This is a genomic window from Pseudomonas agarici, from assembly GCF_001543125.1.
In the GTDB taxonomy this organism is placed as follows: Bacteria; Pseudomonadota; Gammaproteobacteria; order Pseudomonadales; family Pseudomonadaceae; genus Aquipseudomonas; species Aquipseudomonas agarici.
Window position 1 is genome coordinate 4,671,973 of sequence record NZ_CP014135.1, and the last position, 25,894, is coordinate 4,697,866.

Sequence of the window (25,894 nt, forward strand, 5' to 3'; positions counted from 1 at the left end):
TCCGCTATTCTTGACCATTGAAATACTTATAACCATGGGTCTTGGCCAACTGATCCCTGCTAGCTTCGCGCATATCTTCGCGCATCATCTCTTCGACCAAGTGCGTAAAGGGAATTTTTGGCGTCCAACCCAACTGTTCTCTGGCTTTTCCAGGGTCGCCCAACAGCGTTTCAACTTCCGTCGGACGAAAATAACGGGAATCAACGCAGACAATGCACTTTCCGGTCTGCGCGTCATAACCTTTCTCGTCAACGCCGCTCCCTTCCCAATTGATGTCGATATCAATGACCCTGGCGGCCAGCTCCACGAACTCGCGAACCGAGTGTTGCTCTCCCGTGGCAATCACGTAATCGCGCGGCACAGCCTGTTGCAACATGATCCATTGCATTTCAACATAGTCACGCGCGTGCCCCCAGTCACGTAGCGCGTTCATATTGCCCAGATACAAACACTCCTGCAGCCCAAGTTTTATACGGGCCAGTGCGCGAGTGATCTTGCGCGTTACAAAAGTTTCACCGCGCAGGGGCGATTCGTGATTGAACAAGATGCCGTTACACGCATAGATGCCATAGGCTTCCCGATAATTGACGGTCATCCAGTAGGCGTAAAGCTTCGCAACCGCATAAGGTGAACGAGGGTAAAACGGCGTCGTTTCTCGTTGCGGAACTTCTTGTACGAGCCCATATAGTTCGGATGTAGAAGCCTGGTAAAATCGTGATTTTTTCTCCAAACCGGCAATACGAATGGCTTCAAGAAGACGCAGTGCGCCGAGCCCATCGGAGTTCGCCGTGTATTCAGGCTCCTCAAAAGAAACCGCGACATGACTTTGAGCACCGAGATTGTAGATCTCATCCGGCTGCACATCACTGACGATACGAATAAGACTGCTGGAGTCCGTCAAGTCACCGTGATGCAAGGTCAAGTCATAACCTTGCGCATGCGGGTCATGATACAAATGATCGATACGTGCCGTATTGAATTGCGAACTACGGCGTCTTATGCCATGCACGGAATATCCTTTCTTGAGCAAAAACTCGGCCAGATAGGCTCCGTCCTGCCCAGTAATACCGGTAATCAATGCTACTTTTTTGGCATCCATATCTTCACCGCTTAAAAAATCAATTAGCTGACAGAGAACATCCGGAAAGCACCCACGCTTCCAACAGACGAAACTCTCCTGTCGTCGGGGAAACCCGAACAAGATCACTACTACAGAACTCAGTGACCCACTGACTAAAACCTAGCGACCAGCCACTTCGACACGACCATAAGTGTCTTCAAAACGAACAATGTCATCCTCACCGAGATAATCTCCGCTCTGGACTTCAATCAACACCAGATCCACCACTCCTGGATTGCCCAGCCTGTGCTTGCGGCCCGCCAAAATGAGCGTGGACTCATTGGGGTTGAGCACCATCTCCTGTTGATCATTGACAACCAGCGCCGTACCACTGACCACGATCCAGTGCTCACAACGATGATGGTGCATTTGCAGGGATAACGAGGCTTTGGGCCTCACCACTATTCGCTTGATCTTGAAACGTTCACCTTGCTCAAGCACCGTATAGGTGCCCCAGGGCCGGTGAACGGTGCGATGCAACAGATGTGAGGTATGGCCACTGGATTTGAGATGCCCGACAATATGCTTCACCTCCTGCGCATGATCCTTGTGAGCGACCAAAATCGCATCGGGCGTTTCAACGACCAGCAGGTCCTCGACGCCCACCAGCGCCATCAGACGGTCCTCACTGTAGACATAGTTATTGCGAGCCGAATGAGTGACCACCTCACCGGCGAAGCGATTACCTTGAACATCGGCGGGCGTCAGATGACTCACGGCATTCCATGAACCAATGTCGCTCCAACCAATATCACAGACAACGGTCGCCACCCTGCTGGAACGCTGCATCAGGGCACAATCGATCGAGACCTCGGGAACCGTTGCAAATGTCTCGGCATCCAGTGTCAGGCAGCGATGACCGGAAGCCGTCGTGGTTCGAGAGCGGGCGAGTGTCTCGACAGCTGCGCCAAGCACATCTGGCGCGTGCAGTTGCAACTCATCCAATAGACTGCCTATGCGAAAACAGAACATGCCGGAGTTCCAGTACCAGCAACCCGTTGAGACATAGTCCCGTGCCGTTTGCAGGTCGGGTTTCTCGACAAAATGTTTTACCGCAAAACCACCCCCGAGATCCTCTCCAGTTGTCTCGATATAACCAAAACCCACCTCGGGATGCGTCGGAGTCATACCAAAAGTCACCAGCCAGCCCTTATCAGCCAATGCCTTCGCATCGCTGACCGCGCGAGTAAACGCCGCGTCATCCTGGATCAAGTGGTCGGCCGCCAATACCAGCATTTGCGCATCGGAGCCGTAGATAGCCTGCAGTTGCAAAGCCGCAATTGCCACCGCTGCCGCCGTATTACGACCGAAGGGTTCGAGAATAAAACCCTGCCTATGCCCTTGCTGATCGATAGCCCGATATTCAGCTTGTGCCTTGAAAAGTAACTCCTGATTCATCACCGTCAGGATTTCAACAACCCCTTGTACTTCAGAGGCACGCAGAAATGCCTTCTGAATCAGATTTTGCCCGTCGGGCAGAAACATGAAAGGTTTGGGATGATCTTCTCGTGATAACGGCCATAGGCGGCTCCCCACTCCTCCAGAAAGAATCACGGAAATCAGTCCCATTCTTTAATCCCCGGAGTTCCGACAGTCATTTTCATTCCAGATCCCGATATTTTTTCTGCACCGATAATCTCAAAATGGCATGAGCGCACAAACTTGAATTACCCGCACTGTAAAACCGGCAATATCCTCTGAATTGAAAAAAAACAACACTCCTCAATTCCGTTAAAAAGATAAGAACCTTCCGATAAAATACATCCAACATTCCTACAGAATTATCGAGACACGACAGCTTGCCCGACACACCCGCCAATTCACCGCGCAACCCTGCCCAGCCGCAACCCTGCCCATGAGCAGCATGAAAGGTTTGCAACCATACCAAGACGGTATTTATTCTTTTGTTCTGGTTGCAGGTATCGTCCTGATCAAGCCAGGTGTGCTGGCCCGCCGGGATTGCAGGAGCACAACCGGATAACAGGAGATTATTCGAACCAACGAGTAACCTGAGGCGCTCCACGAACCAGCCACTGGCGTCATGCCGGACTGTCTTTGGGAACGCCTCGCCGGGGCTGCTACCGGGTAGCGGCAGACTCCAGCTGGAATGGTTTTGGCATACAAAGAAGTTAATCTGTCTGACCAGAAAACACCGGCAGACATACTTCAGGATTTTCAATACCGCGCTCCTCCGCAAAGATTTTTATGAAAAATCTTGAACCGGACAACACTGGAACTCGGCTTGGAGACGATTATCAGGATTTCAGTTGACGGCGTCTACTGTCAAAAATGACAGGTATGTACGAGTAATCCCACTTAAAGCGAGAACAGATAAACCTGCGTGGATGGCACGAAACATATGAGATCACGCTGAGTGGCGTCCTCAATATAGATTTACCTTAGATAAACTGGCGCCTACTTAGCGATCAACCTGACGTTCCAGTGAGTCGCCTCCTTGGGACCACTTCAAGTCGTCAGTGTCAGAGTTTCGTTATTTTTTCAGCACTCGGTTTGAAGGGTTGACCGCGACGCGGCGGATCCTGAAAAAAAATCCGAATGCAGGCAAAATACGCTATCTCTCTGCCCAGATAGGACACCTCTCCATGCAACTCAATACCGCCCATCTCATCGCCAACCCTTGCGACGATGAAGAAGACGATATGGCCATGCTTTGTTGCCACAGTGACACGGGGGAAATGTTTCTGATGACCCGCTATCCCGACGAGGATGAACTGGAGATCACCCTCGATGGCGAGCCCTCCACCCTCGATGGCGTCAAGATCACGCTGAGCGCCACACGTCTGCTGATCGAAATCGCACCCGGCGATGCCGATGCGTTGAACGGCGATGATCACCTTGAGATCCGTCACAAGACCCCTGCTTCGGACCTGGCGGAAGTCGAGCAGACGCTGAAAAACATCCTCGACGGTACCGGTACCTATATCAGCGAATTGGGTTAGTAGCCTGAAACATTCAGGATCAGAATCGACATAAAAAATAGAGGATTGCTGGTTTAGAGTGCTGCAGTTTTTATTTCTGATCAGGAATCCCGAATGAGCAAGTGGCTTAAAATCTCAGCGCCGGGGGTGGCTGCGGCGGTATTGGTGGCGGTGTCCTGGCTGATCTGGGGGCACGGCAACGGTGATGCGCTGTGGCGGATTGTCAGCCAGCAATGTGTGCCTGATCAACGAGACATGAAAAACTCCGCACCTTGCCTGGTGGTAGACCTCGAACAGCACTATGTCCTGTTCAAGGATCGCCAGGGGCCTTTGCACCATCTGATCATTCCGACAGAGCGGATCACAGGTATCGAAAGCCCGCGGCTGCTCGAAGACAATGCCTACGCTTTTTTTGCCAATGCCTGGCAGCAACGTGGGCGCCTGGCCGCCGAAGCAGGCCAGCCGATCAACGACCAATTGCTGTCGCTGGCTGTCAACTCCCGTTATGGCCGCTCCCAGGGCCAGTTGCATATCCACCTGGCCTGTCTGCGTCCAGAGACGCGCGCGTTATTGGACGAACATGCCCCACAGGTCACGCGGGACTGGCAGCCTCTGGGCGTCAAACTGAACGGGCATGCATACCTGGCGAAACGCCTTGACGGCCAGGATCTGGTCCGGGAAAACCCGTTCAAGGTATTGGGTGACTATGTACGTCGGCAAGATGACAGCATTGCCCGCTATGGCCTGGCCCTGGTGGTAGCCCCTGGGGGAGACCTGCTGTTGCTGGCAAACCGCCTGAGCCTGGTTGATTTCAACCTGGGCTCTGCCGGCGAGATCCAGGACTATGGCTGCGCGCTGGCCAGGTAAACCTGAGAACCACGCAGTCTGGCCCCGCCCAAAGCGACAGGACGGGGTCATGTACAAGATAGGTGCCTCAATAATAATGTAGGACTTTTCCTCAAAATCCATAAAATCTCCCCTGGCCGTTAGTCGGCACCGCCGCGATGGATTAAAGTAACGCCCTCAGCCGCGATATTATTCGAATGCCGTCGGCCACCCTCTCCAGGAACACTCATCGATGGAACATCGTGAAGCGCTGCTGGCGCTGCGAACCTTTCTCTCAGCGCAGATTCTCGGCCAGGAAAAACTGATCGAGCGCCTGCTGATCGCGTTGCTGGCCGACGGCCACATGCTGGTCGAAGGCGCCCCCGGCCTGGCCAAGACCAAGGCCATCAAAGAGTTGGCCGAAGGCATCGAAGCGCAGTTCCATCGCATCCAGTTCACCCCTGATTTGCTGCCTGCCGATATTACCGGCACCGAGATCTATCGCCCGGAAACCGGCAGCTTCGTGTTCCAGCAAGGCCCGATCTTCCATAACCTGGTACTGGCGGACGAAATCAACCGGGCTCCGGCCAAGGTCCAGTCGGCCTTGCTTGAGGCCATGGCCGAGCGCCAGGTCAGTGTCGGACGCAGCACTTACGAGCTGTCACCGCTGTTCCTGGTGATGGCGACCCAAAACCCGATCGAGCAGGAAGGCACCTATCCATTGCCCGAAGCCCAGCTCGACCGTTTCCTGATGCACGTCAAGATCGGCTTCCCGGATGCCGCTGTCGAACGGCGAATCCTGCAACAAGCTCGCGGCGAAGCGCTGAACGGCGAAACCAAGCCCGAGCGTCGGGTCAGCCAGCAGGCGATCTTCGCCGCACGCAAGGAGATCCTCGGCTTGTACATGGCCGATGCCGTGGAGGAGTATCTGGTGCAATTGGTCATGGCGACCCGCACCCCGGCCAAGTTCGACCCGGAAATGACCGAATGGATCGCCTACGGCGCCAGTCCGCGCGGTTCGATCGCTCTTGACCGTTGTGCCCGCGCCCATGCCTGGCTGGCTGGCCGCGACTTCGTCAGCCCGGAGGATATTCAAGCAGTACTGTTCGATGTGCTGCGTCACCGCATCATCCTGTCGTTTGAGGCCGAAGCAGCGGGGATTGACCAGGACCGGGTCGTGCAGCGGATTCTCGATGTCGTCGCCGTCGCCTGACCATGATTCCCCCCCTGCCCGCCGAACCCGGCATCCGCACCACACTCGCCGAGTTGATCGAGATGCGCCATCGCGTGCGCGAAGTGCAGCTATTCTCAACGCCAAGCCAGCGCAGCCCGTTGATCGGCCTGCATCATTCGAAACTGCGTGGACGCGGGGTGGACTTTGACCAGGTGCGGGTCTACCAGGCCGGTGACGATGTGCGGACTATCGACTGGCGAGTCACCGCGCGGACCCAGGAACCCCATACGAAACTGTTCCACGAAGAACGGGAGCGGCCGATTTTCATTCTCGTGGAGCAAAGCCGACAGTTGTTCTTCGGTTCGGGGCAGACGTTCAAGTCGGTGCTCGCCGCCCAGGCGGCAAGCCTGATCGGTTGGGCCGCGCTGGGCCACAACGACCGGGTCGGCGGGCTGGTTTATGGTGATAACGAGCACTACGAGATCAAGCCCCGACGCAGCAAACAGAGCCTGCTGCAGTTGCTCAATCGGCTGGTGCGGGTCAACCAATCGCTGCACACCGAAACCGCAGCAGATCGCGATGCGCTGGGCCTGGCGTTGATTCGTGCGCGCGAAGTACTGCGTCCGGGCAGCCTGGTGATTGTCATCTGCGACGAACGAGCGCTGAGCAATGCCGCCGAACAGCAGTTGAGCCTGCTATCGCGCCATTGCGACCTGTTGCTGCTACCGGTGTCCGATCCACTCGACCACGCCCTGCCCGCCGCCGGCCTGCTGCGTTTTTCCGAACGTGGCGCGCAATTGGAACTCGATACCCTGAACCCGGAGCTGCGTCGGGCTTATCGCGACCAGGGTGAAGCGCGGGTTGCCCGCTGGGAACTGCTGGCGCAGAAATTGCGGGTGTTGCTGATGCCCTTGAGCACTCAGAGCGAAATGGTCGAGCAGTTGCGCGACTACCTCAATCCGCAACGTCCGGGGAAACAGCCATGAGCGGGCTGGACTCGTTGCAACCATTGATCAGTCCGCCGGTCCAGGGTTTCTGGCCGCCGGCACCGGGCTGGTGGCTACTGGCGCTGTTGCTCCCACTGCTGGGCGTCGGCCTCGGGTATCTGCGCCGCTGGCTGGTGGGCAAACGCCCACTGGCGCTCGCCGAACAGCCGCTGGATCCGCTGCGACTGGCTGCGCTGGACGAACTCGCACGCCTGCCCAAGCCCTATGACGGCGCGCCAGCCGGTGCCTGGCTGCAGCAACTCAACGCGCTGCTCAAGCGCTTGTGTCGCAACGATTACCCTTATAGCCAGAGCCATACCCTCAATGGCCGTCAATGGCTGGCATTCCTCGACAACCGCTGCCCGGCTGCCGGGCTGACCCGCTGGATGGTGCTGGTGGAGGGGGCCTACAAGCCCGAATGCAAACTCGACGACAAGGCCATCGCCGGGTTGAGTCAGTCCATCGACACCTGGATTCGCAAGCATGTTTGAGTTCGCCTGGCCATGGATTTTCGCGCTGTTGCCGCTGCCCTGGTTGCTGCGCCTGGTGCTGCCGGTGGCCGACAGTGGCGAAGCGGCACTGAAGGTCAGCTTTCTCGCCGATCTCGAAATCCTCGCCCGTCGCCGCGCCCGGATCAACCTGCCGGGCTGGCGCCAACAGCTCCCCTTCCTGTTGCTCTGGCTGCTGCTGTTGATGGCCGCTGCCCGCCCGCAGTGGCTTGGCGAGCCGTTGCCGATCGCCGCCAGCGGCCGCGATCTGCTGGTAGCAGTGGATGTCTCCGGCTCCATGGAGTTTCCCGACATGCACTGGCAGGACGAAGAAGTCAGCCGCTTGAACCTGGTCCAGCACCTACTCGGCGACTTCCTCGAAGGCCGCCAAGGCGACCGCGTCGGGCTGATCCTGTTCGGTAGCAAGGCCTATGTCCAGGCGCCGCTGACCTTCGACCGGCGCACCGTGCGGATCTGGCTGGACGAAGCGAAGATCGGCATCGCCGGGAAAAACACCGCCATCGGCGATGCCATCGGCCTGGCCCTCAAGCGCCTGCGCCAGCGCCCGGCACAGAGCCGGGTGCTGATCCTGGTCACCGACGGTGCCAACAATGGCGGTGAGATCGACCCGATCACCGCCGCGCGCCTGGCGGCCGAAGAACAGGTGAAAATCTACCCGATTGGTATCGGAGCCGATCCGCAGCAGAGCGCCAGCCTGTCCATGCTCGGGCTCAATCCGAGCATGGATCTGGACGAAGCGAGCCTCAAAGAAATCGCCCAGATCACCGGCGGCCAGTATTTCCGAGCCCGCGACGGCAATGAACTGCAACTGATCCGCCGCACCCTCGACACACTCGAACCCGTGGCCCAGCAACCGACCCAAGCCCGTCCCGTTCACGCCCTTTACCATTGGCCGCTGGCCATCGCGTTGGTATTGAGCCTGCTGTTGGTGATCCGCGAGCATTGGCCGGACAAGATGCTCCAACGCTGGCTGGCCAGCCGCCACTTCTTAACCCAACATCCGCACTGGCGCCAGCGTCTCAATCGCCTGCGCTTGCGGAGGCGTCGATGATCGCCGAACTCTGGTCCAACCTCTGGCCGCACTGGTTCCGCCCCTGGTGGCTGTTACTCTTGCCCCTGCTCGGTCGGTTGCTGTGGCAACTCTGGCATCGCCAAAAACGTGCCGGGCGCTGGCAGATGATCCTGCCATCCGCCTTTCACCGCGTGTTGCTCGGCGGTGGCAGCGGGCGCGACAGCAAACTACCGTGGATCGCCCTCGGACTGGGCTGGACACTGGCCCTGTTAGCGCTACTAGGCCCCAGTTGGCAGCGTGTCGAACAATCGACCCAGAAACCCTCGGACCCGCTGGTGGTGCTACTGGAACTGACCCCGGACATGCTCGCCACCGATGTCCTGCCCAATCGCCTGGAGCAGGCCCGCCGCAAGCTGTTGGACCTGCTACGGGCGCGCAGCGACGCACAGACGGCGATCATCGTCTATGCCGGCAGCGCCCACACCCTGGTGCCGCTGTCCGATGACATGAGTACCAGCCGCAACCTGCTGGACACCCTCAAGCCCTCCATCATGCCCCAGCAGGGACACCGGGCCGACCTCGCCGTGGCCAAGGCACTGACCTTGCTCGAACGTGGCGCCCAGGGCCAGGGTCGCCTCTTGCTGATCGGCTCCTCTCTCAGCGAACAGGAGCGTGAAGGTATTCGCCGGGCACTGGACGGGCGGCGTCACAGTCTATTGATCCTTGGCATCGGCACCCGTGATGGTGCGCCGGTCGTCCAGGACAACGGCGGTTTGCTCAAGAATGCCCAGGGCGCGATACAGGTCTCGCGCCTCGACGGTCGCCGTCTCAGGGCCTTTGTCGGCGAAGTGGGTGGCCGTTATCGCCAGGCGCGCCTGGACGAGAGCGACCTGCGCGGCCTGGGCCTGCTCGACGGCCCACGGCATTTGCATGACGACGGCCAGGTCGTGCAACTCGACAGTTGGGTCGACCAGGGTTACTGGCTGCTACTGCCCCTGCTGCTGTTGGCCGCCTGTGCCGGGCGGCGCGGCTGGTTGTTCTGTCTGCCGTTGTGGTTTCTGTTCCCACAGCCGAGTCAGGCCTTCGAGTTCAACGACCTGTGGCTGCGACCGGACCAGCAAGGCCTCAAGCTGCTGGAACAGCAGCGTCCACTGGAGGCGGCCAAGCACTTCGAGGATCCGCAGTGGCAGGGCCTGGCCCTCTACGAGGCCGGCGACTATGTCGCCGCCGCCCGCAGGTTTGCCGAGGGCAACGATGCCAATGCCCATTACAATCGCGGCAATGCACTGGCCCGCAGCGGCGAGCTGGAGGCCGCCCTGGACGCCTATGAGCAGGCGCTGGAGCGTCAGCCCGACTTGCGCCCGGCCTTGAGAAACAAGGCCCTGGTCGAGCAGATACTTGAGGAAAAACGCACCCAGCCGCCGGTTGAGCCGGACAAACTCGCCGACACCGCACGAACCGGTAGTGAGTCGCCTGTCGTTGACCACCAAGCCCAGCCCGGCAGCGTCCCCTCTGACCAGCAGACAAACAGCACCGCGATGCCGCGGGAGGACAACTCGCCCTCCGATACGGGACCGCCCGAGACCACCGTTGCGGCGACGAGTGAGAATGACGTACCGGGTAGCGAACTGGGCGACGAGCACACTACCCGGCCACCGCCGCGCAACGCCTCGCAGACCCTCGATGGCGAGCGGCGCCAGGCCCTCGAACAATGGCTGCGGCAGATCCCCGATGATCCGGGCGAGCTGCTGCGACGCAAATTCTGGTACGAACAACAGCTCCATCAGGACAAGACCCGATGACCACTCGCTTTTCCGTTCTCTGGCTGTGGCTGCTGTGCGGGGTCCTGCCAGCCCACGCCGATGGGTTGATCGCCAGCGTCGACCGCATGCGCCTGAACTCCGGCGAGTCGGTGGAGCTGACCCTGGAGTCCGCCGATGTCACCCAATTCGGCAAGCCAGACCTGGAGCCGCTGGCCAGCCAGTTCGAAGTGCGCGGTACGCGCCAGGTCAACCAGTTGAGATCCCTGGGCGGTGACAAACAGGCGACGACGCGCTGGATCATTACCCTGACCCCGAAGCAGAACGGCAGCGTGCTCATTCCGTCATTGCAATTGGGCGAGCTGAAGAGCCAGCCCATCACCCTGCAAGTGCTGCAGAGCGAGGAACAAGACGCGGCCAACAGTCTGGCGCCGGTGTTCATCGAGGCCAACCTCGACCAGGACAGTGTCTACGTCCAGGCCCAGGCGGTACTGACCCTACGGATCTACCATTCAGTGTCGCTGTATGACGACAGCAGCCTGAGCCCCTTGCAGGTGAGCGATGGACGCATCGAGCTATTGGGCGAATCACGCACCTATGAAAAGCTGATCAATGGTGTGCGCCATGGGGTGATCGAGCTGCGCTACGCGATCTATCCGCAACACAGTGGCAAGCTGACGATTCCGGCACAGGTGTTCAGCGCGACGCTGGTGGATATCGGCCAGGACCAGGTGCCGGCGGTGCCCAAGCCCGGCAAGCTGATTCATGTCAGCTCGGCCGAGATGACTCTCGACGTCAAGCCACAGCCCTCCACTTGGCCCGCCGATACTCCCTGGCTGCCAGCCCGCAGCCTAAGCCTGAGCGAAAGCTGGAGCCCGGAGCCCGAGCACAGCCAGGTCGGAGACTCACTGACCCGCAGCCTCACCGTCAAGGCCGAAGGCCTGTCCAGTGCCCAGTTGCCACCGCTGCCGACGACCAGCCTCAGTGGTCTGCGCCGCTACCCGGACCAGCCGCAATTGGACAATCAGAACAGTGAACGCGGGCTGATCGGCAGCCGTGAAGAGCGCGAGGCGCTGGTGCCAACCCACAGTGGCAGCTTCGAGCTACCGGCAGTGGCCGTGATCTGGTGGAATACCTACGAAGATCATATGGAACGCAGCAGCCTGCCGGCACGGACCCTGCAGGTAGCGAACAACCCAAGCCTGGCGCCGGACACCCCGGTCAGCGGAGTACCGGGAAACGTCGCCGCTGACGCGACGAACCTATGGATCTGGAAACTCAGCACCCTGTTACTGGCCTGCACCACCCTGTTCGGTTTCGGCCTCTGGTGGCGGGCGCGCCGGCAGCCGGCCGTGCACCGTGCCACACAGACCGGTCCGAGCCCACGCACCCTGCTCGATGATCTCAAACGTAGCTGCCTGGCCAACGACCCCCAGGTCACGCGCCAGGCGCTGGACGCCTGGGCTCGCCAGCAACCGGAAACCCTGGCCGAAATGGCCGCGCGTTTCGTGCCGCTGTCCGATGCTCTGGACGGCTTGAACGGTGCACTGTACAGCGAAACCGGCCTACACTGGCAGGGCGAAGAGTTGTGGCGGGTGATCCGCGCCATCCCGGCGGCCGAGCGGGCGCAGGATCCGGTGGGCGACAGTGGCTTGCCGCCGCTCTATCCCAAGTAGCTGCGCACTGATCCCTCAACACCTGCATTTACCCGTAAACTTACTGGTCTTGCGCACCGCCACCTTGTCTTGAGCGGTCGCCACCGTCTTCGCGGAGTTTGCCTTGCGCCTGTTTCATACCTCCGACTGGCACCTGGGTCAGAACCTTCATGGCCAGGAGCGGGATTTCGAACACGCCTGCTTCCTGACCTGGCTGCTCGCCCAGCTCGCCAGCCAACAGCCGGATGTGCTGCTGATCGCCGGTGATATCTTCGACACCGTCAACCCGCCGGTCAAAGCCCAGGAACGCCTCTACGACTTTATCGTCGGAGCCCACGAACAGCAGCCGCTGCTGACCATCGTGATGATCGCCGGCAACCACGACTCCGGCTCGCGAATCGAGCTGCCCGCACCGTTGATGCGGCGCCTGCGTACCCATGCCCTGGGCCGGGTGCTGTGGCTCGACGACGGTCGGCTCGACAGCGAACGCCTGCTGATCCCGCTGCCCGACGCCCGTGGCAACATCGCCGCCTGGGGCCTGGCACTGCCCTTCCTGCGCCCGGCCGAAGTCACCGGCATGCAACTGGGCGACGACTACCTGCGTGGCATCGCTCAGGTCCATCGCTGGCTGATCGAGGCGGCTAATGCCAAACGCCAACCGGGACAGGCACTGATCGCCATCAGCCATGCGCACATGGCCGGCGGCTCGGTCTCGCAAGATTCCGAACGCAGCCTGATCATCGGTACTGCCGAAGCCCTGCCCGCCAGCCTGTTCGATGCCAGTGTCAGCTATGTTGCCCTGGGCCACCTGCACAAGCCGCAGAAGGTCAACGGCGAAGAGCGCATTCGTTATAGCGGCTCGCCGATCCCGTTGTCATTCTCGGAAATCGGCTATCAACACCAGATCCTTGATATCGTCCTCGACGGCGAAACCCTGGTCAGTGTCGAACCGCGGTTGATCCCGCGCGCCGTGAACCTGCAACGCCTGGGTCCGCTACCGTTCGCCGAGATGCTGGAAAAGCTCGCCGAATTGCCGAACGTCGACCTGCTGGCCGACCTGCAACGCCAACCCTGGCTGGAAGTGCGGTTGTGCCTCGACGAGCCACAACCGGACCTGCGTCAGCGGGTGGAAACCGCTCTGCAGGGCAAGGCTGTGCGCCTGGTGCGCATCGCCGCCGAATACGCAGGCGGCAGGAGCGACCGCGACGATGACCCTGAGCGGTTGATCGACCTCGACCAACTCAGCCCCCGGCAGTTGTTCTGCCGTGCCTGGCAGGACAGCTATGGCAATGCAGTCGACGAGCAGACCCTCAACGACTTTGCCGAACTCCTGCGGGAAGTTCAGTGGGAGGGCGAACAGCCATGAAGATCCTCGCCATTCGCCTGAAGAACCTCGCCTCCCTGGCAGGCCCCTTCGAGCTGGACTTTACCGCGCAGCCGCTGGTCAGCGCCGGTCTGTTTGCCATTACCGGGCCAACCGGCGCCGGCAAGAGCACTCTGCTCGATGCCCTCTGCCTGGCGCTGTTCGGTGCCGTGCCGCGCCTGAACAACGCCTCGCGGGACGCCAAGGTGCCCGACGCCGACGGTGAAATCGCTACCGGCGACCCGCGCACCCTGTTGCGTCGCGGCACCGGCGCCGGCTTTGCCGAGGTGGATTTTGTCGGTATCGATGGCCGCCGCTATCGTGCTCGCTGGGAGGCCAATCGGGCTCGGGACAAAGCCAATGGCAAACTACAGGCCAGTCGCCAGAGCCTGCGCGACCTCGACAGCGACCAGTTGCTGGCCAGCCAGAAAGGCGAATACAAAGCCCAACTCGAAGCTTGCCTGGGGCTCAATTTCGAGCAGTTCACCCGCGCTGTGCTGCTGGCCCAGAGCGAATTCAGCGCCTTTCTCAAGGCCGACGACAACGAACGCAGCGAACTGCTGGAAAAACTCACCGACACAGCGCTGTATACCCGCCTCGGCCGCCGCGCCTTCGACAAGACCAAGCAAGCCCGCGAGACCTGCAAGCAGTTGCAGGACCAGGCCAGCGGCGTCACCCCCCTGCCTATTGAGGCGCGCGCCGAACTCGACGAGCGCTTCAACGCTGCACAGCAGCGGCTCGAGCTGCAGAAGGCACAACTGCGCCAGCTTGAGCAGCAACAAGCCTGGCTCAAGGACTTGCACCAATTACAGGACGTACAACGGGCCGCCGCCGAGCGGCTGGAAAGCGTCCAGCAAGAGTGGCAAGGGCTGGCCGACGAACGCCTGAAACTGACGCGCCTGGAACAGCTCGCCCCGCAACGGCATCAGTTCGCTCGCCAGCGCGAAGTCGATAACCTGCTGACGCCCCTGGCGGAGCAAATCGCCCACCACACCCAACAGCACAGCGCGTTGAGCGAACGCCAGGGCCAACTGGAGCACAGCCTTGCGGCGGCCCAATCAGCCTTGATAGCCGCACAACAACAGCACAACAGCAGTGTTCCCTTGCTGCGCCAGGCCTTTGAAGAGCAGAGCAGTCTCACTCGCCTGGCCAGGGACGCTCTGCTTGGCGCGCAAGCACAAGACGTAGCCGAACAGGCTTGCATTGAGGGCCAGAAGACGATTCAGGCTCTGCTCGATCAGCAACGACAGGTCGCCGGGCGCCTGCAGCGGGTCGCCGCTGAACTTGCGCAAAGTGTCCATCTGGCGCCCTTGAGTGACGCCTGGAATGCCTACCGCGACCGCCTGCAACAGTTGATGCTGATCGGTAACCGGCTCAACCAGGGCCAGGCGGAACTGGCGAGCCTGGCACACACTGCCGACCAGGCCGCACAAACGCTGAGCGAACAGAAACAACAACTGCAAGTGCTCTATCAGGAAGCCGCCGCCGAACCAGATGCCGTGGTCGAGCAGATCGGCATCCTCGGCGGCCTGCTACAGGACAACCGCAAGCAACTGCGCGCCATCGAAGACCTGACTCGGCTCTGGTCCGGCCAGCAGGAACTGGACAAGCGCAGCGCCGAGCTACAACAACGCCTGCTCCAGGCCCAGCAGGAACGCGAGCGCCTGACCCAGGAGGGGGTCAAGACCAAGGCCGAGCTAACGGTGGCTGAACAGACCTTCAACGTCACCCGCGAACTGCTGGAGCGCCAGCGCCTGGCGCGCAGTGCCAGTGTCGAAGAGCTGCGTGCGCAGTTGCAAAAGGACCAGCCATGCCCGGTCTGTGGCAGTCATGAGCATCCTTATTATCAGCCCGAAGCCCTGCTGCAGAGCCTCGGTCGTCATGATGAGAGCGAACAGGCCCATGCCCAGGCCTTGGTGGACCGGCTCAAGGAACAACTCGGCGAACTGCGTGCCGAAGTCGGTGGGCTGATCGCCCAGCAAAAAGAACTGCGGCAACAACAGGAACAACTGACGGAGCAGCAGCAGGCCCTGGCACCGAGCCTCGAAGCCCATCCGCTGGCGACGCAACTGCTTGACCTGGCAGCCGACCAGCGCGATGCCTGGCTCGCCCGGCAGGCTAGCCAGTTGAACCAGAGCCTGAGCCAGGACGAACAGCGCCAGAACGCCCTGCTCACCCTGCAACAGGATGCCGCGCGCCTGACACAGCAACTGCGCCAGACTGAAACCGCGCATCAGCAGGCCGCCCAACGGTTGAGCAACCAACAGCGGGAACTGAGCAGCGACCGCCAGCGCCTGGACGAAGAGTTGCAGGCCTTCAGCGCGCTGCTACCGGCGTCCACACTGGAAGCTCTGCGCAACGAACCGGCAGCGACCTTTATCCAGCTTGACCGGCAGATCGCCGAGCGCCTGCAACAGCTTGAGCAACAGAGCGACGAGCTCGCCGAGCAACAACAACGCCAGCAGACCCTGGAGAAGGAACAGGACCGCCAGCAGAGTCGCGAACAGCAACTGGAAAGCGCCCGTCAGCAGTTCAAGGTCCTGGCCGAGCAACAACAGGCCAGCCAGCAGCAACTTGGCCAACTGCTCGGCGAGCACACCAGCGCCGAGCATTGGCAGCAGCAACTGGAACAAACCGTAGACCAGGCCCGCATGGCCGAAACCACTACCACCCAGGCGTTGCAGGAACTGCGCACGCAGCTTGTACAAATCGCCGCCGAGTGCAAGGCGCAACAGCAGCGCCTGGAGGCGCTGGAGCATGAGGCCCATGAGCTGGCCGGCAAGATTGATGACTGGCGTGCCGGTCATCCCGAGCTGGACGATGGCGGTCTCGAAAGCCTACTCGGCCTTGATGACAGCCAGGTCGACGAACTGCGCCAGCGCTTGCAGCACCATGAAAAAGCCATCGAACAAGCCAAAGTGGTGTTGCAGGAACGTGACCAGCGCCTGCTTGAACATCAGGCGCAACACAACAGCAACCTCGACGCCGCACAACTAGTCAGCGCACTCGCCGAGTTGCAGACACAGTTCAGCACGACGGAACAACTATGTGCCGAGCTGCGGGCCGAACAGAGCGAGGACCAGCGCCGACAGAACGTCAATCAGGCCCTGGCCGGGCAAATCGCCGCCGCCGATGGCGAGTACCAGCGTTGGGCGCGCCTGGATGCCCTGATCGGCTCGGCCACCGGCGACCGTTTCCGCAAGCTGGCCCAGGCCTATAACCTTGACTTGCTGGTCCATCACGCCAACGCACAGTTGCGGCAATTGGTACGTCGTTATCGCCTCAAGCGCGGTGGCAGCCTGCTCGGGCTGCTGGTGATGGACATCGAAATGGGCGACGAACTGCGCTCGGTGCATTCGTTGTCCGGTGGCGAGACCTTCCTCGTGTCGCTGGCGCTGGCGCTAGGGCTCGCGTCCATGGCATCGAGCACACTGAAGATCGAGTCGCTGTTTATCGATGAAGGCTTCGGCAGCCTCGACCCGGAGTCCCTGCAACTGGCGATGGAGGCGCTCGACGGCCTGCAGGCCCAGGGACGCAAGGTTGCGGTGATTTCCCACGTGCAGGAAATGCATGAACGAATCCCGGTACAGATCCAGGTACGGCGCCAGGGCAACGGGCTGAGCACTTTGCAAGTGAAATGAAGCCCCACGCGCAGGTCCGCTCACATGGCGGCAGCCAGCGTCACACCGGGTTTTACACCCCGGATTCAGCGCCGTGCTCAAACGCTCCGACAGACTGAACCTTATGTTCGGTTTGAAGGACCGGTGCCGCCATCTGCAGCGACATATCACTTGAAGCGTCGGTCAAGGAGGACAGGCTGACGAGCAATACCATCGCCACATACAAGCTGATAGCGATGTAGGCGCCGTGTCTGGCGGAAGTCAAAAGAGAGCTGGCCATGGTGTTCTCCACAGGCAAATGGCAGGCCTGTAGAGTCGATCATAACCGCTAGAATAAATAGTTAACTATTTAAATAGTCGCTATCAACACTATTAATCTAATCGCTGTGCGACGATCAGTTTCCCGGCAACTCAGGCGAAGGTCCGCGAAGGCTATCGCTGGTGTCGCAGACGGCGGCGGACAGGACAGGCGTGGAATAGAGAAACAGCAGCACGACGGCCAGACGCATAACCATGGTATTGATCCCTGTGTGGGGTGCAAGTCAATAAACAAGCGTCAGATTTAAACACATGGCCATATGACATGACGATAGAAATTCAATCGATAACTGCAAATACCATGACGCACACGGCAACGCCGGAGCGAATTCACTCTTTTGACCAGATAGTTCTCAAACCATCCAAACGAAGAGGTGCATTCGATCCGGCGTTATAGTGTGGTTAAGCGCTCAGTGCTGGGCTTTATGGTCCAGGGCGGCGTAGAAGTTGGCACTCTGTTGCAGGTATTTGGGGGTGTAGCTCTGGGTGTGGGCTTTTTTGTCGGTGATTTCGACGTTGGCACTGGCTGGCAGAGCCACGGTAGCCGAGATCGCAGAAGCGGCGATGATGGAAAAAAGGTTGAAGTTCATCGGGGTAAATCCTCAAATGTCAGTTGGCTTGCTTGCCCTTTCAGGCCGTGAGTCAAAAGTACATCCGTGGGTGACCACGTTGAAATTCATTGCATCAGTAGCCGATATCAGCGTCATTAATAGAAGTGCAAGTCCCCCGATAGCACGGGGGCCGCGGTCTATTGTCGCAGCAGGAAACCGAGGTAGCTCGGGGCATCGAACGGCAGGCTCTGCACGGTCTTGCCGAGCAAGCCGGTGTGGGTATCCCGCTCGATTACTACGATCTCGTTGCTCTTCTGATTGGCCACCAGCAGGAACCTGCCGCTCGGGTCCAGGGTGAATTCCCGTGGATGATCGCCTTCTACTGAACGCCGTTGCAACGCCTTCAACTCACCGCTGGCCGGGTCGATGGCGAACACCAGCAACTGGTTGGCGCTGCCGCGGTTGCTGACATAGAGGAACTTACCATCCTTGGAGGCATGCAGGGCGGCGGCGGCTTTGTCCGCAAGCGGCTGCTGGTCCGCCAGCTCGACCCGCTGTTTCTGGGTCAGCTTGCCGTCCCGGTAATCGAACACAGTGATCTGTGCGCTCATTTCCGTGGTCAGCCATGCGTGCATGCCATCGGCGCTGAACAGCAGGTGGCGCGGTCCGCTGCCCGGCGGCAATTGAACGAAGGCCGGCTTGGCCGGTGTCAACGGCATTTGCGGGTTGGCCTTGGGGTCATAGTGGTAGACAAAGATCTTGTCCGCGCCCAAGTCGCTGGCGAAAACGAAACGCCCATCCGGCGAGGACACCACCGAATGCACATGGGCCGAGGCCTGACGTTCCAGATTGACCAGGCTGGCCGGGTGGCTACTGAGCTGGATCGGCGGCGACAGCTTACCCCTGCCATCCACCGGCAACACCGCGAGGCTGCCGCCCGGATCTTCCAGCACCGAATAGTTGGCGACAAACAGATAACGCTGATCGCCACTGAGGCTGGCATGAGTCGGCTCGTTACCCAGGCTCGGGACCTGGTTGATCCGCTTGAGCCGATGGCTCTTGGGATCGATGGAATAGCTGCTGACGCGGCCAACCGGATCGTTCTGGCCCGGACCGTTTTCATTGACCACGTACAACCGACGCTGATCGCCGGACAGGGTCAGCCAGGACGGGTTGTCGGTCTTGACCACCTGCAGCGGCTTGGGGTCGAGCTGGCCGGTGCGACTGTCGAACTGCAGGCGGTAGATGCCTTCGCTCTTGCCCTGGGTGTAGGAACCCACGAGCAACTGCTCGGTGTCGGCGACTGCCGACAGGATCGGCATGGCACCGATGCCGTCAGCCATCAACAACGGCCAACACTTACGTATCATCATCTTCTGGGTCCTTTTCTTCCTTGACGCTGAATGCGCTCATGCAGACCAGCCGATACTCACTGGAATCGTCGCTGACCGTCCAGCTTTGCAGCGCTTCATCGAAGCTCGCGGCGTTGAGCTGGGCCTGGGTGAAGCTCCAGCGCTTCTCGGCGCGGCCATCCATGCATTCGATCAGCAGACGGTGGTTGTCGAGAGTGAAGTTGAAGGCGTGCAGGCCGTCGACTTCGAGCATGTCACAGGTTTTGAGAGCATTGAGCAGGGTGTCGGTGGCGACGGTCATAGCGTTCTATCGTATTTGGGAAGGGACTCATGATAGGCGATATCGACAATAGGCAAAGCCATTCGTTGCAGTGATGGAGCTTGCCCACTCACCACAAAGCATCAGTGCCTGATCGCTCAATGGGAAAATAACGAGCCGCCCAGCTTGCCCGCCAATTTCTCCGGTTTGATCAGAAACCGCGCCAGGGCCGGCAGCAGCCACAGCGCGCCGAACATGTTCCACAGCAACATGAAGGTCAGCATCAGGCCCATGTCGGCCTGGAACTTGATGGCCGAGAAGATCCAAGTGCAGACGCCGATTGCCAGGCACAGACCAGTGAACAGCACCGCCTTGCCGGTGGATTTCAGGGTCTGGTAATAGGCTTCCTGCAAGGGCAGTCCAGCGCGCAGGAAACTTTCTAGGCGACTGTGGATATAAATCCCGTAATCCACGCCGATCCCCACGCCCAGCGCCACCACCGGCAAGGTCGCGACTTTCACGCCAATGCCCATCAAAGCCATCAGGGCGTTGCCGAGCACCGAGGTCAGTACCAACGGCAGGACGATGCACAGGGTCGCCGCCCAGGAACGAAAAGTGATCATGCACATGCTTGCGACACAGAGATACACCAGGATCAGGATGGTCAACTCCGACTCCTTGATCACTTCGTTGGTCGCGGCCTCGATCCCGGCATTACCGGCGGCGAGAAGAAACTCCAGGCCATCCTGATTGTTATCCCTGGCAAAGTCCTGCACCGCATGCACCGCACGGTCCAGGGTCGCGGCCTTGTGGTCGTTGAGGAACACCAGCACCGGCGCCAGGGAGCAGTCGTTGTTGTACAAGCCCTCGGCCCGGGCGATGGAGTTGTTCAGTACATCGGGGTTGCGCGACAGGGTTTCCCATTTCAGGTTGCCCTCGTTCATGCTCTTGATCACCTGCTTGGACACGCTCACCAGAGAGATCGCCGACTGCACGCCCTCGGTGTTCTGCATCTTCCACATCAGTTCGTCGATCGGCGCCATGGCGGCATAACGCGAACAGCCTTCGACCGCGGTCTTGACCATGACCACCAGCACGTCGGAGCTGGTGGAGTAGTTGTTGATGATAAAGCGGTTGTCCTTGTTGTAGCGCGAATCGGGACGCAGCTCCGGCGCGCCCTGGTCAAGATCGCCGACCTTCAGGTTCTGGCTGTACCAGAGGCCGCCGCCAAAGGCCAGCAAGGCCAGGACGATGGACACCGGGGCGACCTTCGGGCTGGCAAAATTCGCCAACAGGCGCCAGAACGGATGCTCGCGGGTGGCGTCCTTCCTGCTGCGCTCGACGGCCTTGTTGCTGATGCCGACATAGGAGATCGCCACGGGCAGCAGGATCAGGTTGGTGAACACGATCACCGCCACGCCGATGGAGGCGCCGATGGCCAGTTCGCGGATCACCCCAATATCGATGATCAACAGGGTGATAAAACCCACGGCGTCGGCCAGGATCGCGATCATCCCCGGCAGGAACAATTGCCGAAAGGTCCGCCGCGCCGCCGTCAAGGGGTTGTCGGCGTCACCGGACTGCAGCGCGATGCCGTTGATTTTCTGCACGCCGTGGGAAATGCCGATGGCGAAAATCAGAAACGGCACCAGCATCGAATAGGGATCCAGGCCGAAACCCGCAGCGTGCATCAGCCCGAGTTGCCAAACCACCGCCACCAGCGTGGTGATCAACACCGCGATGGTGCTGCGCAGACACCAGGTGAACCCGTACAACAGCACCAGAGTAATGACAAAAGCCACGCCGAAGAACAGCAGCACCATGCTCAAGCCATCGATCAGGTCGCCGACCTTCTTGGCGAAACCGACGATATGGATCTGCACATTGGGGTTCTGCGCTTCGAACTTGTCGCGGATCTTCTCTTCAAGCTGATGGGAGAACTTCTGGTAATCGAGGGCCAGCAACTTGCCCTGATCACGCGGGTCCGGGTAAGACTCCAGCAACGGGATATCGACGATGCTCGACTTGAAGTCGTTGGCCACCAAACGCCCAACCTGGCCGGACTTGAGCACGTTGTTGCGCAGTTGTTCGAGGCTGGCGGTCGAACCGTTGTAGCTCTGTGGAATCACCTCGCCGCCGGCAAAGCCCTCCTCCGTCACTTCGGTCCAGCGCACGCTGGGACTCCACAGCGACTTGAGACCGGAGCGGTCGACGCCGACAAGGTAGAACACCTCGTCGTTAACCTGCCTCAGGGTCTCCATGTATGGTTGGGTGAAGATATCGCCCTCCTTGGCTTGCACTGAGATTCGCACCGTGTTGCCGAGGTTGGCGAGGTCGTTGCGGTGCTCCATCATCTTTTCAATGAAAGGATGATGGAGCGGAATCATTTTCTCGAAGCTGGTCGAAGGACGGATCAGTGTGGCCTGCCAGAACAACAACGCACTGACCAACAGGCAGATTACGATCACTGCCGGGCGGTGATTGAAAATCAGGCGTTCAAGAAAGGTCGCCTTGTCCTGATGATGGCTGCTCATATGCCCCTAACCTCCTGGTTATTTTGCCCGGTCTACCGAGCCTGCTCGCCACCCGTCGCCGAGGTGAGATGGGCGCCTCCCTGGCCGACCAGGATCAGGTTGCCGTTGCCGGCTGCAGTGACCGCCGATAGGGAAATACGGTCGGGACGATTGAAAACGCTGAATGTCATGCCGTCATCGGTGCTGCGAATCAGGCTGCCGCCGTTACCGACAATCACCAGTGAGCCGTCGTCCTGCACCGAGCCGCCGGACAAACCGAACTCCAGCGCGCCACCGCCAGCCTTCAGCTCGACCAGTTGCCAACTCGAACCGAAATCGCCGGAGCGGTAGAGATTGCCGCGCAAACCGTAGACCAGAAGGCTTGCCGGCTGGGCGGTGGCGATTACGCCGAAGAGCGAGCCCTGATAGGGACCGTCGAGGCGCTCCCAGGTTTGGCCCCAGTCGGCCGAGCGAAACATGCTGCCCTGCTCGCCCACGACAAAAAGCCCGGAATCCTTGATCGCGGCAATGGCATTGAGATGGTATTGGTCTTCGTTGTCGAGGCGATCACTGACATCTTCCCAGTGTCGACCACCGTCTGTGGTTTCCAGCAAGGCACCGTAGGCACCCACGGCCAAGCCAGTGCTGAGGTCCTTGAACCAGATGTCCAGCAATGGCGCTTCGCGCTTGAGGTCTTCGAACTGTTTGCTCCAGGTGGCGCCGCCATCGCTGCTGGCGAGGATTTGCGCATCATGGCCAACAGCCCAGCCATGCGGGTCGTCGACAAAATAGACCGCCGTGAGCATTTGCCGGGTCGGCACTTTGGCCTGGGTCCAACTAGCGCCCTGGTCATCGGAATAGAGGATGTGCCCACGATCCCCTACGGCGACCAGGCGGGCACCGGCATGCCCTACATCAAGCAGCAAGCTCTTCACGGCCTGGGATGATTCGATGGCATAGACCTTGTCGCCAGCGTCTGCCTCGGCGGCGCGGGCCGGTGCGCACAGTGCTGCCAGCTCTGGCAGAGACAACACCGAGGCCAACAACACCACACGACACCCTACCGGCGGACGGCAATAATCCTTCATAGACCTTCCTCTTATTATTATTGTTGTGATCTGTACAAACCTGCCTGATCGTCGCTCGGCGAGTTTTCGTACAACCCCTTCGGTCATCCAGACTTTCAGGGCGCCTTCGAAGGCGTTTTCATTATTGTCGGTGCGTCTGAAACCGGTAATCTAGGGTTGAAACTATCCTATCGGGCCTACGCCAGGCTTTTGCTGACAACCTCGTAGACATCCGCCGACAGCTCGCCTGAGTTGCGGATGCGCTCCAGCTCGGCCTTCATCAGTGCCTGGCGGGCCTTGTCGTACTTGCGCCAGCGGGTCAGTGGCGCCAGTAGGCGCGAGGCGATCTGCGGGTTGAGGGCGTTGAGCTGGATCACCAGATCAGCCAGGAAGCGATAGCCGCAACCCTCCGCCGCATGGAAGTTGATCAGGTTCTGCCCGGCAAACGCACCGATCAGCGCCCGCACCTTGTTCGGGTTCTTCAGGGTAAATGCCGGATGCTCCATCAACGCCTTGACCCGTTGCAAGCCACCGGGCAGAACACTGGCGGCCTGGACGCTGAACCACTGGTCCATGACCAGCGGATTGTCCTTGAAGTGTTCGGCGAAGCTCGCCAGCGCCAGGGCCTTTTGTGCCTCGAACGGCGAATTCACCAACACCGCCAGCGCGGTCAGGCGCTCGGTCATGTTGTCGGCAGCCTCGAACTGCTCCAGGGTCGCGGCCAGCACCTGCGGTTTGCCGCTGAGCATCAGGTAGGACAAGGCGATATTCTGCAGCGCACGCCGGGCAAAATGTTCGTTCTCGGCGATATAGACGGTCTTCTTCGACCGTTCGCGATTGGCCTGATAACGCTGCCACAGGTCGTCGAACAACTGCTCGGCGAGTTGCCGGCGGGCAAACTCACGGGCACCGTGGATGGCATCGACATCTGCCACCTCACTGATTTCAGTGAGGTATGCCTCGCTCGGCAACGAGAGCATCTCGGCAACCATGGCCTGATCCAGCCGGTCGTTGGCCAGTACGCTGCGCAAGGCTTCGACCAGACGCGAGTCGAGCACCAGGGCCTGGCCTTTCTGATGCTGGCCGATCAGTTCCTGCAACACTTGCACCGACAACTGCTGGCCGGCGTCCCAACGGTTGAAGCCGTCGGTATCGTGTTGCATCAGGAACATCAATTGATCACGGTTGTACGGGAAGCTCAGCTTCACCGGCGCCGAGAAGCCGCGCAGCAGCGACGGCAACGGCTTGGCGGCGATGTCGATAAAGCTGAAGGTCTGTTCGACCTCGGTCACCGAGAGCACGCGACGGGTCGCGCCGGGAGCTGATTCGCCCGCCAGTTGCAGGGCGATTTCAGCACCGTGAGCATCCAGCAGGCCAAGCTCCACCGGAATCACGAACGGCAGCTTTTCCTGCTCGTCCGGGGTTTGCGGGCAGCTCTGGCGGAAGGTCAGGCTATAGGTTTTCGCCGCCGCATCGTAGCTTTCGCTGACGGCCAGGCGTGGGGTGCCGGCCTGGCTGTACCAACGCTTGAATTGGGTCAGGTCGATGCCGTTGGCGTCCTCCATGGCCTTGACGAAGTCGTCGCAGGTCACAGCCTGGCCGTCATGGCGTTCGAAGTACAGGTCACTGCCTTTGCGAAAACCATCGGCACCGAGCAGCGTATGAATCATGCCGACCACTTCCGCACCCTTCTCATAGACGGTCAGGGTGTAGAAGTTAGAGATCTCGATAAAGCTGTCTGGACGCACTGCGTGGGCCATGGGCCCGGCGTCTTCGGCAAACTGGTGGGTACGCAGGTAGGCCACATCCTGGATGCGCTTGACGGTGCGCGAGTTCATGTCCGCCGAGAACCCGGCGTCGCGGAACACCGTGAAACCTTCCTTGAGCGACAGCTGGAACCAGTCCCGGCAGGTCACGCGGTTGCCCGACCAGTTATGAAAGTATTCGTGGGCGACGATAGCCTCGACCCGCTGGTGTGCGGCGTCGGTGGCGGTTTCGGCGCGGGCCAGCACGGCGCTGGAGTTAAAGATGTTGAGGCCCTTGTTCTCCATCGCCCCCATGTTGAAATCATTGACCGCGACAATCATGAAGATGTCCAGGTCATACTCGCGGCCATAGGTCTGCTCATCCCAACGCATGGACTTCTTCAGGCTGTTCATGGCGTGCTGGCACTTGTCGATGTTTTCCGGTTCGACATAGATACGCAACGCCACGTCGCGCCCGCTCATGGTGGTGAAGCTGTCTTCGACGCACCACAGGTCACCGGCCACCAGGGCGAACAGGTAGGCCGGCTTCATGAACGGGTCTTGCCAGGTCGCCCAGTGCCGCCCGTCTTCCTGCGGGCCGTTGTCGAGCGGGTTGCCGTTGGACAGCAGCACCGGGTAGCGATGCTGCTCGGCGATCACCGTGGTGGTGAACTTGCTCATCACATCAGGACGGTCGAGGTAGTAGGTGATCTTGCGAAATCCTTCGGCCTCGCACTGGGTACAGAACATCCCGCCAGACTTGTACAGGCCTTCCAGGGCGGTATTGCTTTCGGGGTAGATCCGCACGCTGGTGTCGACGGTGAAGCTGGCACCGGTTGGCTGCAGGGTCAGGTGGCTTTCGCTCAACTGATAATCGGCGGCGCTCAGCTCGCGATCCGCCAGGCTGACCGACAGCAACTCCAGCTGCTGGCCGTCGAGTACCAACGGCGGCAGACCGGCGCCCTTCTCTTCACTGCGCGCAGGGTTACGGCGCATCAGCAGTTGCGCATGGACCAGCGTGTGGTCCTCGAACAACTCGAAGGTCAGGTGCGTCTCGTCGATCAGGTACTCGGGGGCCTGATAGTCCTTCAGATAGATCATCTGCGGTTGTTCGGTGCGCATGCGG

20 protein-coding genes are annotated in these 25,894 nt (G+C 60.2%); 10 read left to right on the plus strand and 10 right to left on the minus strand.

Features of this window, described 5'->3' with window-relative positions:
- Positions 1-4 precede the first annotated feature (4 nt).
- The 3 genes from gmd to AWM79_RS25130 form a co-directional block, all read right to left on the minus strand.
- Positions 5-1,099: a GDP-mannose 4,6-dehydratase gene (gmd, locus tag AWM79_RS20505; protein WP_017133572.1), complete on the minus strand. Its 1,095-nt coding sequence runs from the start codon at positions 1,097-1,099 to the stop codon at positions 5-7.
- A gap of 141 nt (positions 1,100-1,240) precedes the next feature.
- Positions 1,241-2,689, minus strand: coding sequence for a mannose-1-phosphate guanylyltransferase/mannose-6-phosphate isomerase (locus AWM79_RS20510; protein WP_026013360.1), 1,449 nt, complete (start codon positions 2,687-2,689; stop codon positions 1,241-1,243).
- Between the two features lie 31 nt (positions 2,690-2,720).
- A complete protein-coding gene (locus AWM79_RS25130) occupies positions 2,721-3,299 on the minus strand; it encodes a hypothetical protein (RefSeq protein WP_156430134.1) in 579 nt (192 codons plus the stop codon).
- A 424-nt stretch (positions 3,300-3,723) separates the two neighbouring features.
- On the opposite strand from AWM79_RS25130, the gene AWM79_RS20515 reads away from it, so the two are divergent.
- The 10 genes from AWM79_RS20515 to AWM79_RS20560 all read left to right on the plus strand — a co-directional run bounded on the left by AWM79_RS20515 (position 3,724) and on the right by AWM79_RS20560 (position 16,984).
- Positions 3,724-4,080 carry a hypothetical protein gene (locus AWM79_RS20515; RefSeq protein WP_017133574.1) on the plus strand — a complete coding sequence of 119 codons (357 nt, stop codon included), beginning with the start codon at positions 3,724-3,726 and terminating at the stop codon, positions 4,078-4,080.
- Between the two features lie 93 nt (positions 4,081-4,173).
- Positions 4,174-4,926 carry a CDP-diacylglycerol diphosphatase gene (locus tag AWM79_RS20520; protein ID WP_060783657.1) on the plus strand — a complete coding sequence of 251 codons (753 nt, stop codon included), beginning with the start codon at positions 4,174-4,176 and terminating at the stop codon, positions 4,924-4,926.
- A 211-nt stretch (positions 4,927-5,137) separates the two neighbouring features.
- Complete coding sequence (locus AWM79_RS20525; RefSeq protein ID WP_060783658.1) at positions 5,138-6,097, plus strand: AAA family ATPase; 960 nt, start codon at positions 5,138-5,140, stop codon at positions 6,095-6,097.
- 2 nt (positions 6,098-6,099) lie between these two features.
- Positions 6,100-7,044 (plus strand): DUF58 domain-containing protein, encoded by a 945-nt coding sequence (locus AWM79_RS20530; RefSeq protein WP_017133576.1) that lies wholly within the window; start codon positions 6,100-6,102, stop codon positions 7,042-7,044.
- Positions 7,041-7,535, plus strand: a complete 495-nt coding sequence (locus tag AWM79_RS20535) for a DUF4381 domain-containing protein (RefSeq protein WP_017133577.1) — start codon at positions 7,041-7,043, stop codon at positions 7,533-7,535. Before AWM79_RS20530 ends, AWM79_RS20535 begins: the two co-directional genes overlap by 4 nt.
- Positions 7,528-8,604, plus strand: a complete 1,077-nt coding sequence (locus AWM79_RS20540) for a vWA domain-containing protein (protein WP_060783659.1) — start codon at positions 7,528-7,530, stop codon at positions 8,602-8,604. The genes AWM79_RS20535 and AWM79_RS20540 overlap by 8 nt, the downstream gene beginning before the upstream one ends.
- Complete coding sequence (locus tag AWM79_RS20545) at positions 8,601-10,367, plus strand: VWA domain-containing protein (protein ID WP_060783660.1); 1,767 nt, start codon at positions 8,601-8,603, stop codon at positions 10,365-10,367. Before AWM79_RS20540 ends, AWM79_RS20545 begins: the two co-directional genes overlap by 4 nt.
- Entirely contained in the window at positions 10,364-12,001 is a 1,638-nt protein-coding gene (locus AWM79_RS20550; protein WP_060783661.1) for a BatD family protein, read from the plus strand. The genes AWM79_RS20545 and AWM79_RS20550 overlap by 4 nt, the downstream gene beginning before the upstream one ends.
- A 103-nt stretch (positions 12,002-12,104) precedes the next feature.
- Positions 12,105-13,346 (plus strand): exonuclease SbcCD subunit D C-terminal domain-containing protein, encoded by a 1,242-nt coding sequence (locus AWM79_RS20555; RefSeq protein WP_060783662.1) that lies wholly within the window; start codon positions 12,105-12,107, stop codon positions 13,344-13,346.
- A complete protein-coding gene (locus AWM79_RS20560) occupies positions 13,343-16,984 on the plus strand; it encodes an AAA family ATPase (RefSeq protein ID WP_060783663.1) in 3,642 nt (1,213 codons plus the stop codon). The genes AWM79_RS20555 and AWM79_RS20560 overlap by 4 nt, the downstream gene beginning before the upstream one ends.
- Before the next feature lie 52 nt (positions 16,985-17,036).
- Here AWM79_RS20560 and AWM79_RS20565 read toward each other — a convergent pair whose 3' ends face one another.
- The 7 genes from AWM79_RS20565 to pepN form a co-directional block, all read right to left on the minus strand.
- The gene (locus AWM79_RS20565) at positions 17,037-17,243 is read right to left on the minus strand and encodes a hypothetical protein (protein WP_017133584.1); all 207 of its coding nucleotides are present in this window, start codon (positions 17,241-17,243) and stop codon (positions 17,037-17,039) included.
- 448 nt (positions 17,244-17,691) lie between these two features.
- Positions 17,692-17,871, minus strand: a complete 180-nt coding sequence (locus AWM79_RS20570; protein WP_017133585.1) for a hypothetical protein — start codon at positions 17,869-17,871, stop codon at positions 17,692-17,694.
- A 158-nt stretch (positions 17,872-18,029) separates the two neighbouring features.
- The gene (locus AWM79_RS20575; RefSeq protein WP_017133586.1) at positions 18,030-19,205 is read right to left on the minus strand and encodes a lactonase family protein; all 1,176 of its coding nucleotides are present in this window, start codon (positions 19,203-19,205) and stop codon (positions 18,030-18,032) included.
- On the minus strand, positions 19,192-19,485 hold the full coding sequence (locus AWM79_RS20580) for a DUF5629 family protein (RefSeq protein WP_017133587.1): 294 nt from the start codon (positions 19,483-19,485) through the stop codon (positions 19,192-19,194). Before AWM79_RS20580 ends, AWM79_RS20575 begins: the two co-directional genes overlap by 14 nt.
- A 116-nt stretch (positions 19,486-19,601) precedes the next feature.
- On the minus strand, positions 19,602-21,977 hold the full coding sequence (locus AWM79_RS20585) for an efflux RND transporter permease subunit (protein ID WP_060783664.1): 2,376 nt from the start codon (positions 21,975-21,977) through the stop codon (positions 19,602-19,604).
- 32 nt (positions 21,978-22,009) lie between these two features.
- Positions 22,010-23,044 (minus strand): WD40/YVTN/BNR-like repeat-containing protein, encoded by a 1,035-nt coding sequence (locus AWM79_RS20590; protein ID WP_060783665.1) that lies wholly within the window; start codon positions 23,042-23,044, stop codon positions 22,010-22,012.
- Positions 23,045-23,220: 176 nt separating this feature from the next.
- Positions 23,221-25,890 carry an aminopeptidase N gene (pepN, locus tag AWM79_RS20595; RefSeq protein ID WP_060783666.1) on the minus strand — a complete coding sequence of 890 codons (2,670 nt, stop codon included), beginning with the start codon at positions 25,888-25,890 and terminating at the stop codon, positions 23,221-23,223.
- Positions 25,891-25,894 lie beyond the last annotated feature (4 nt).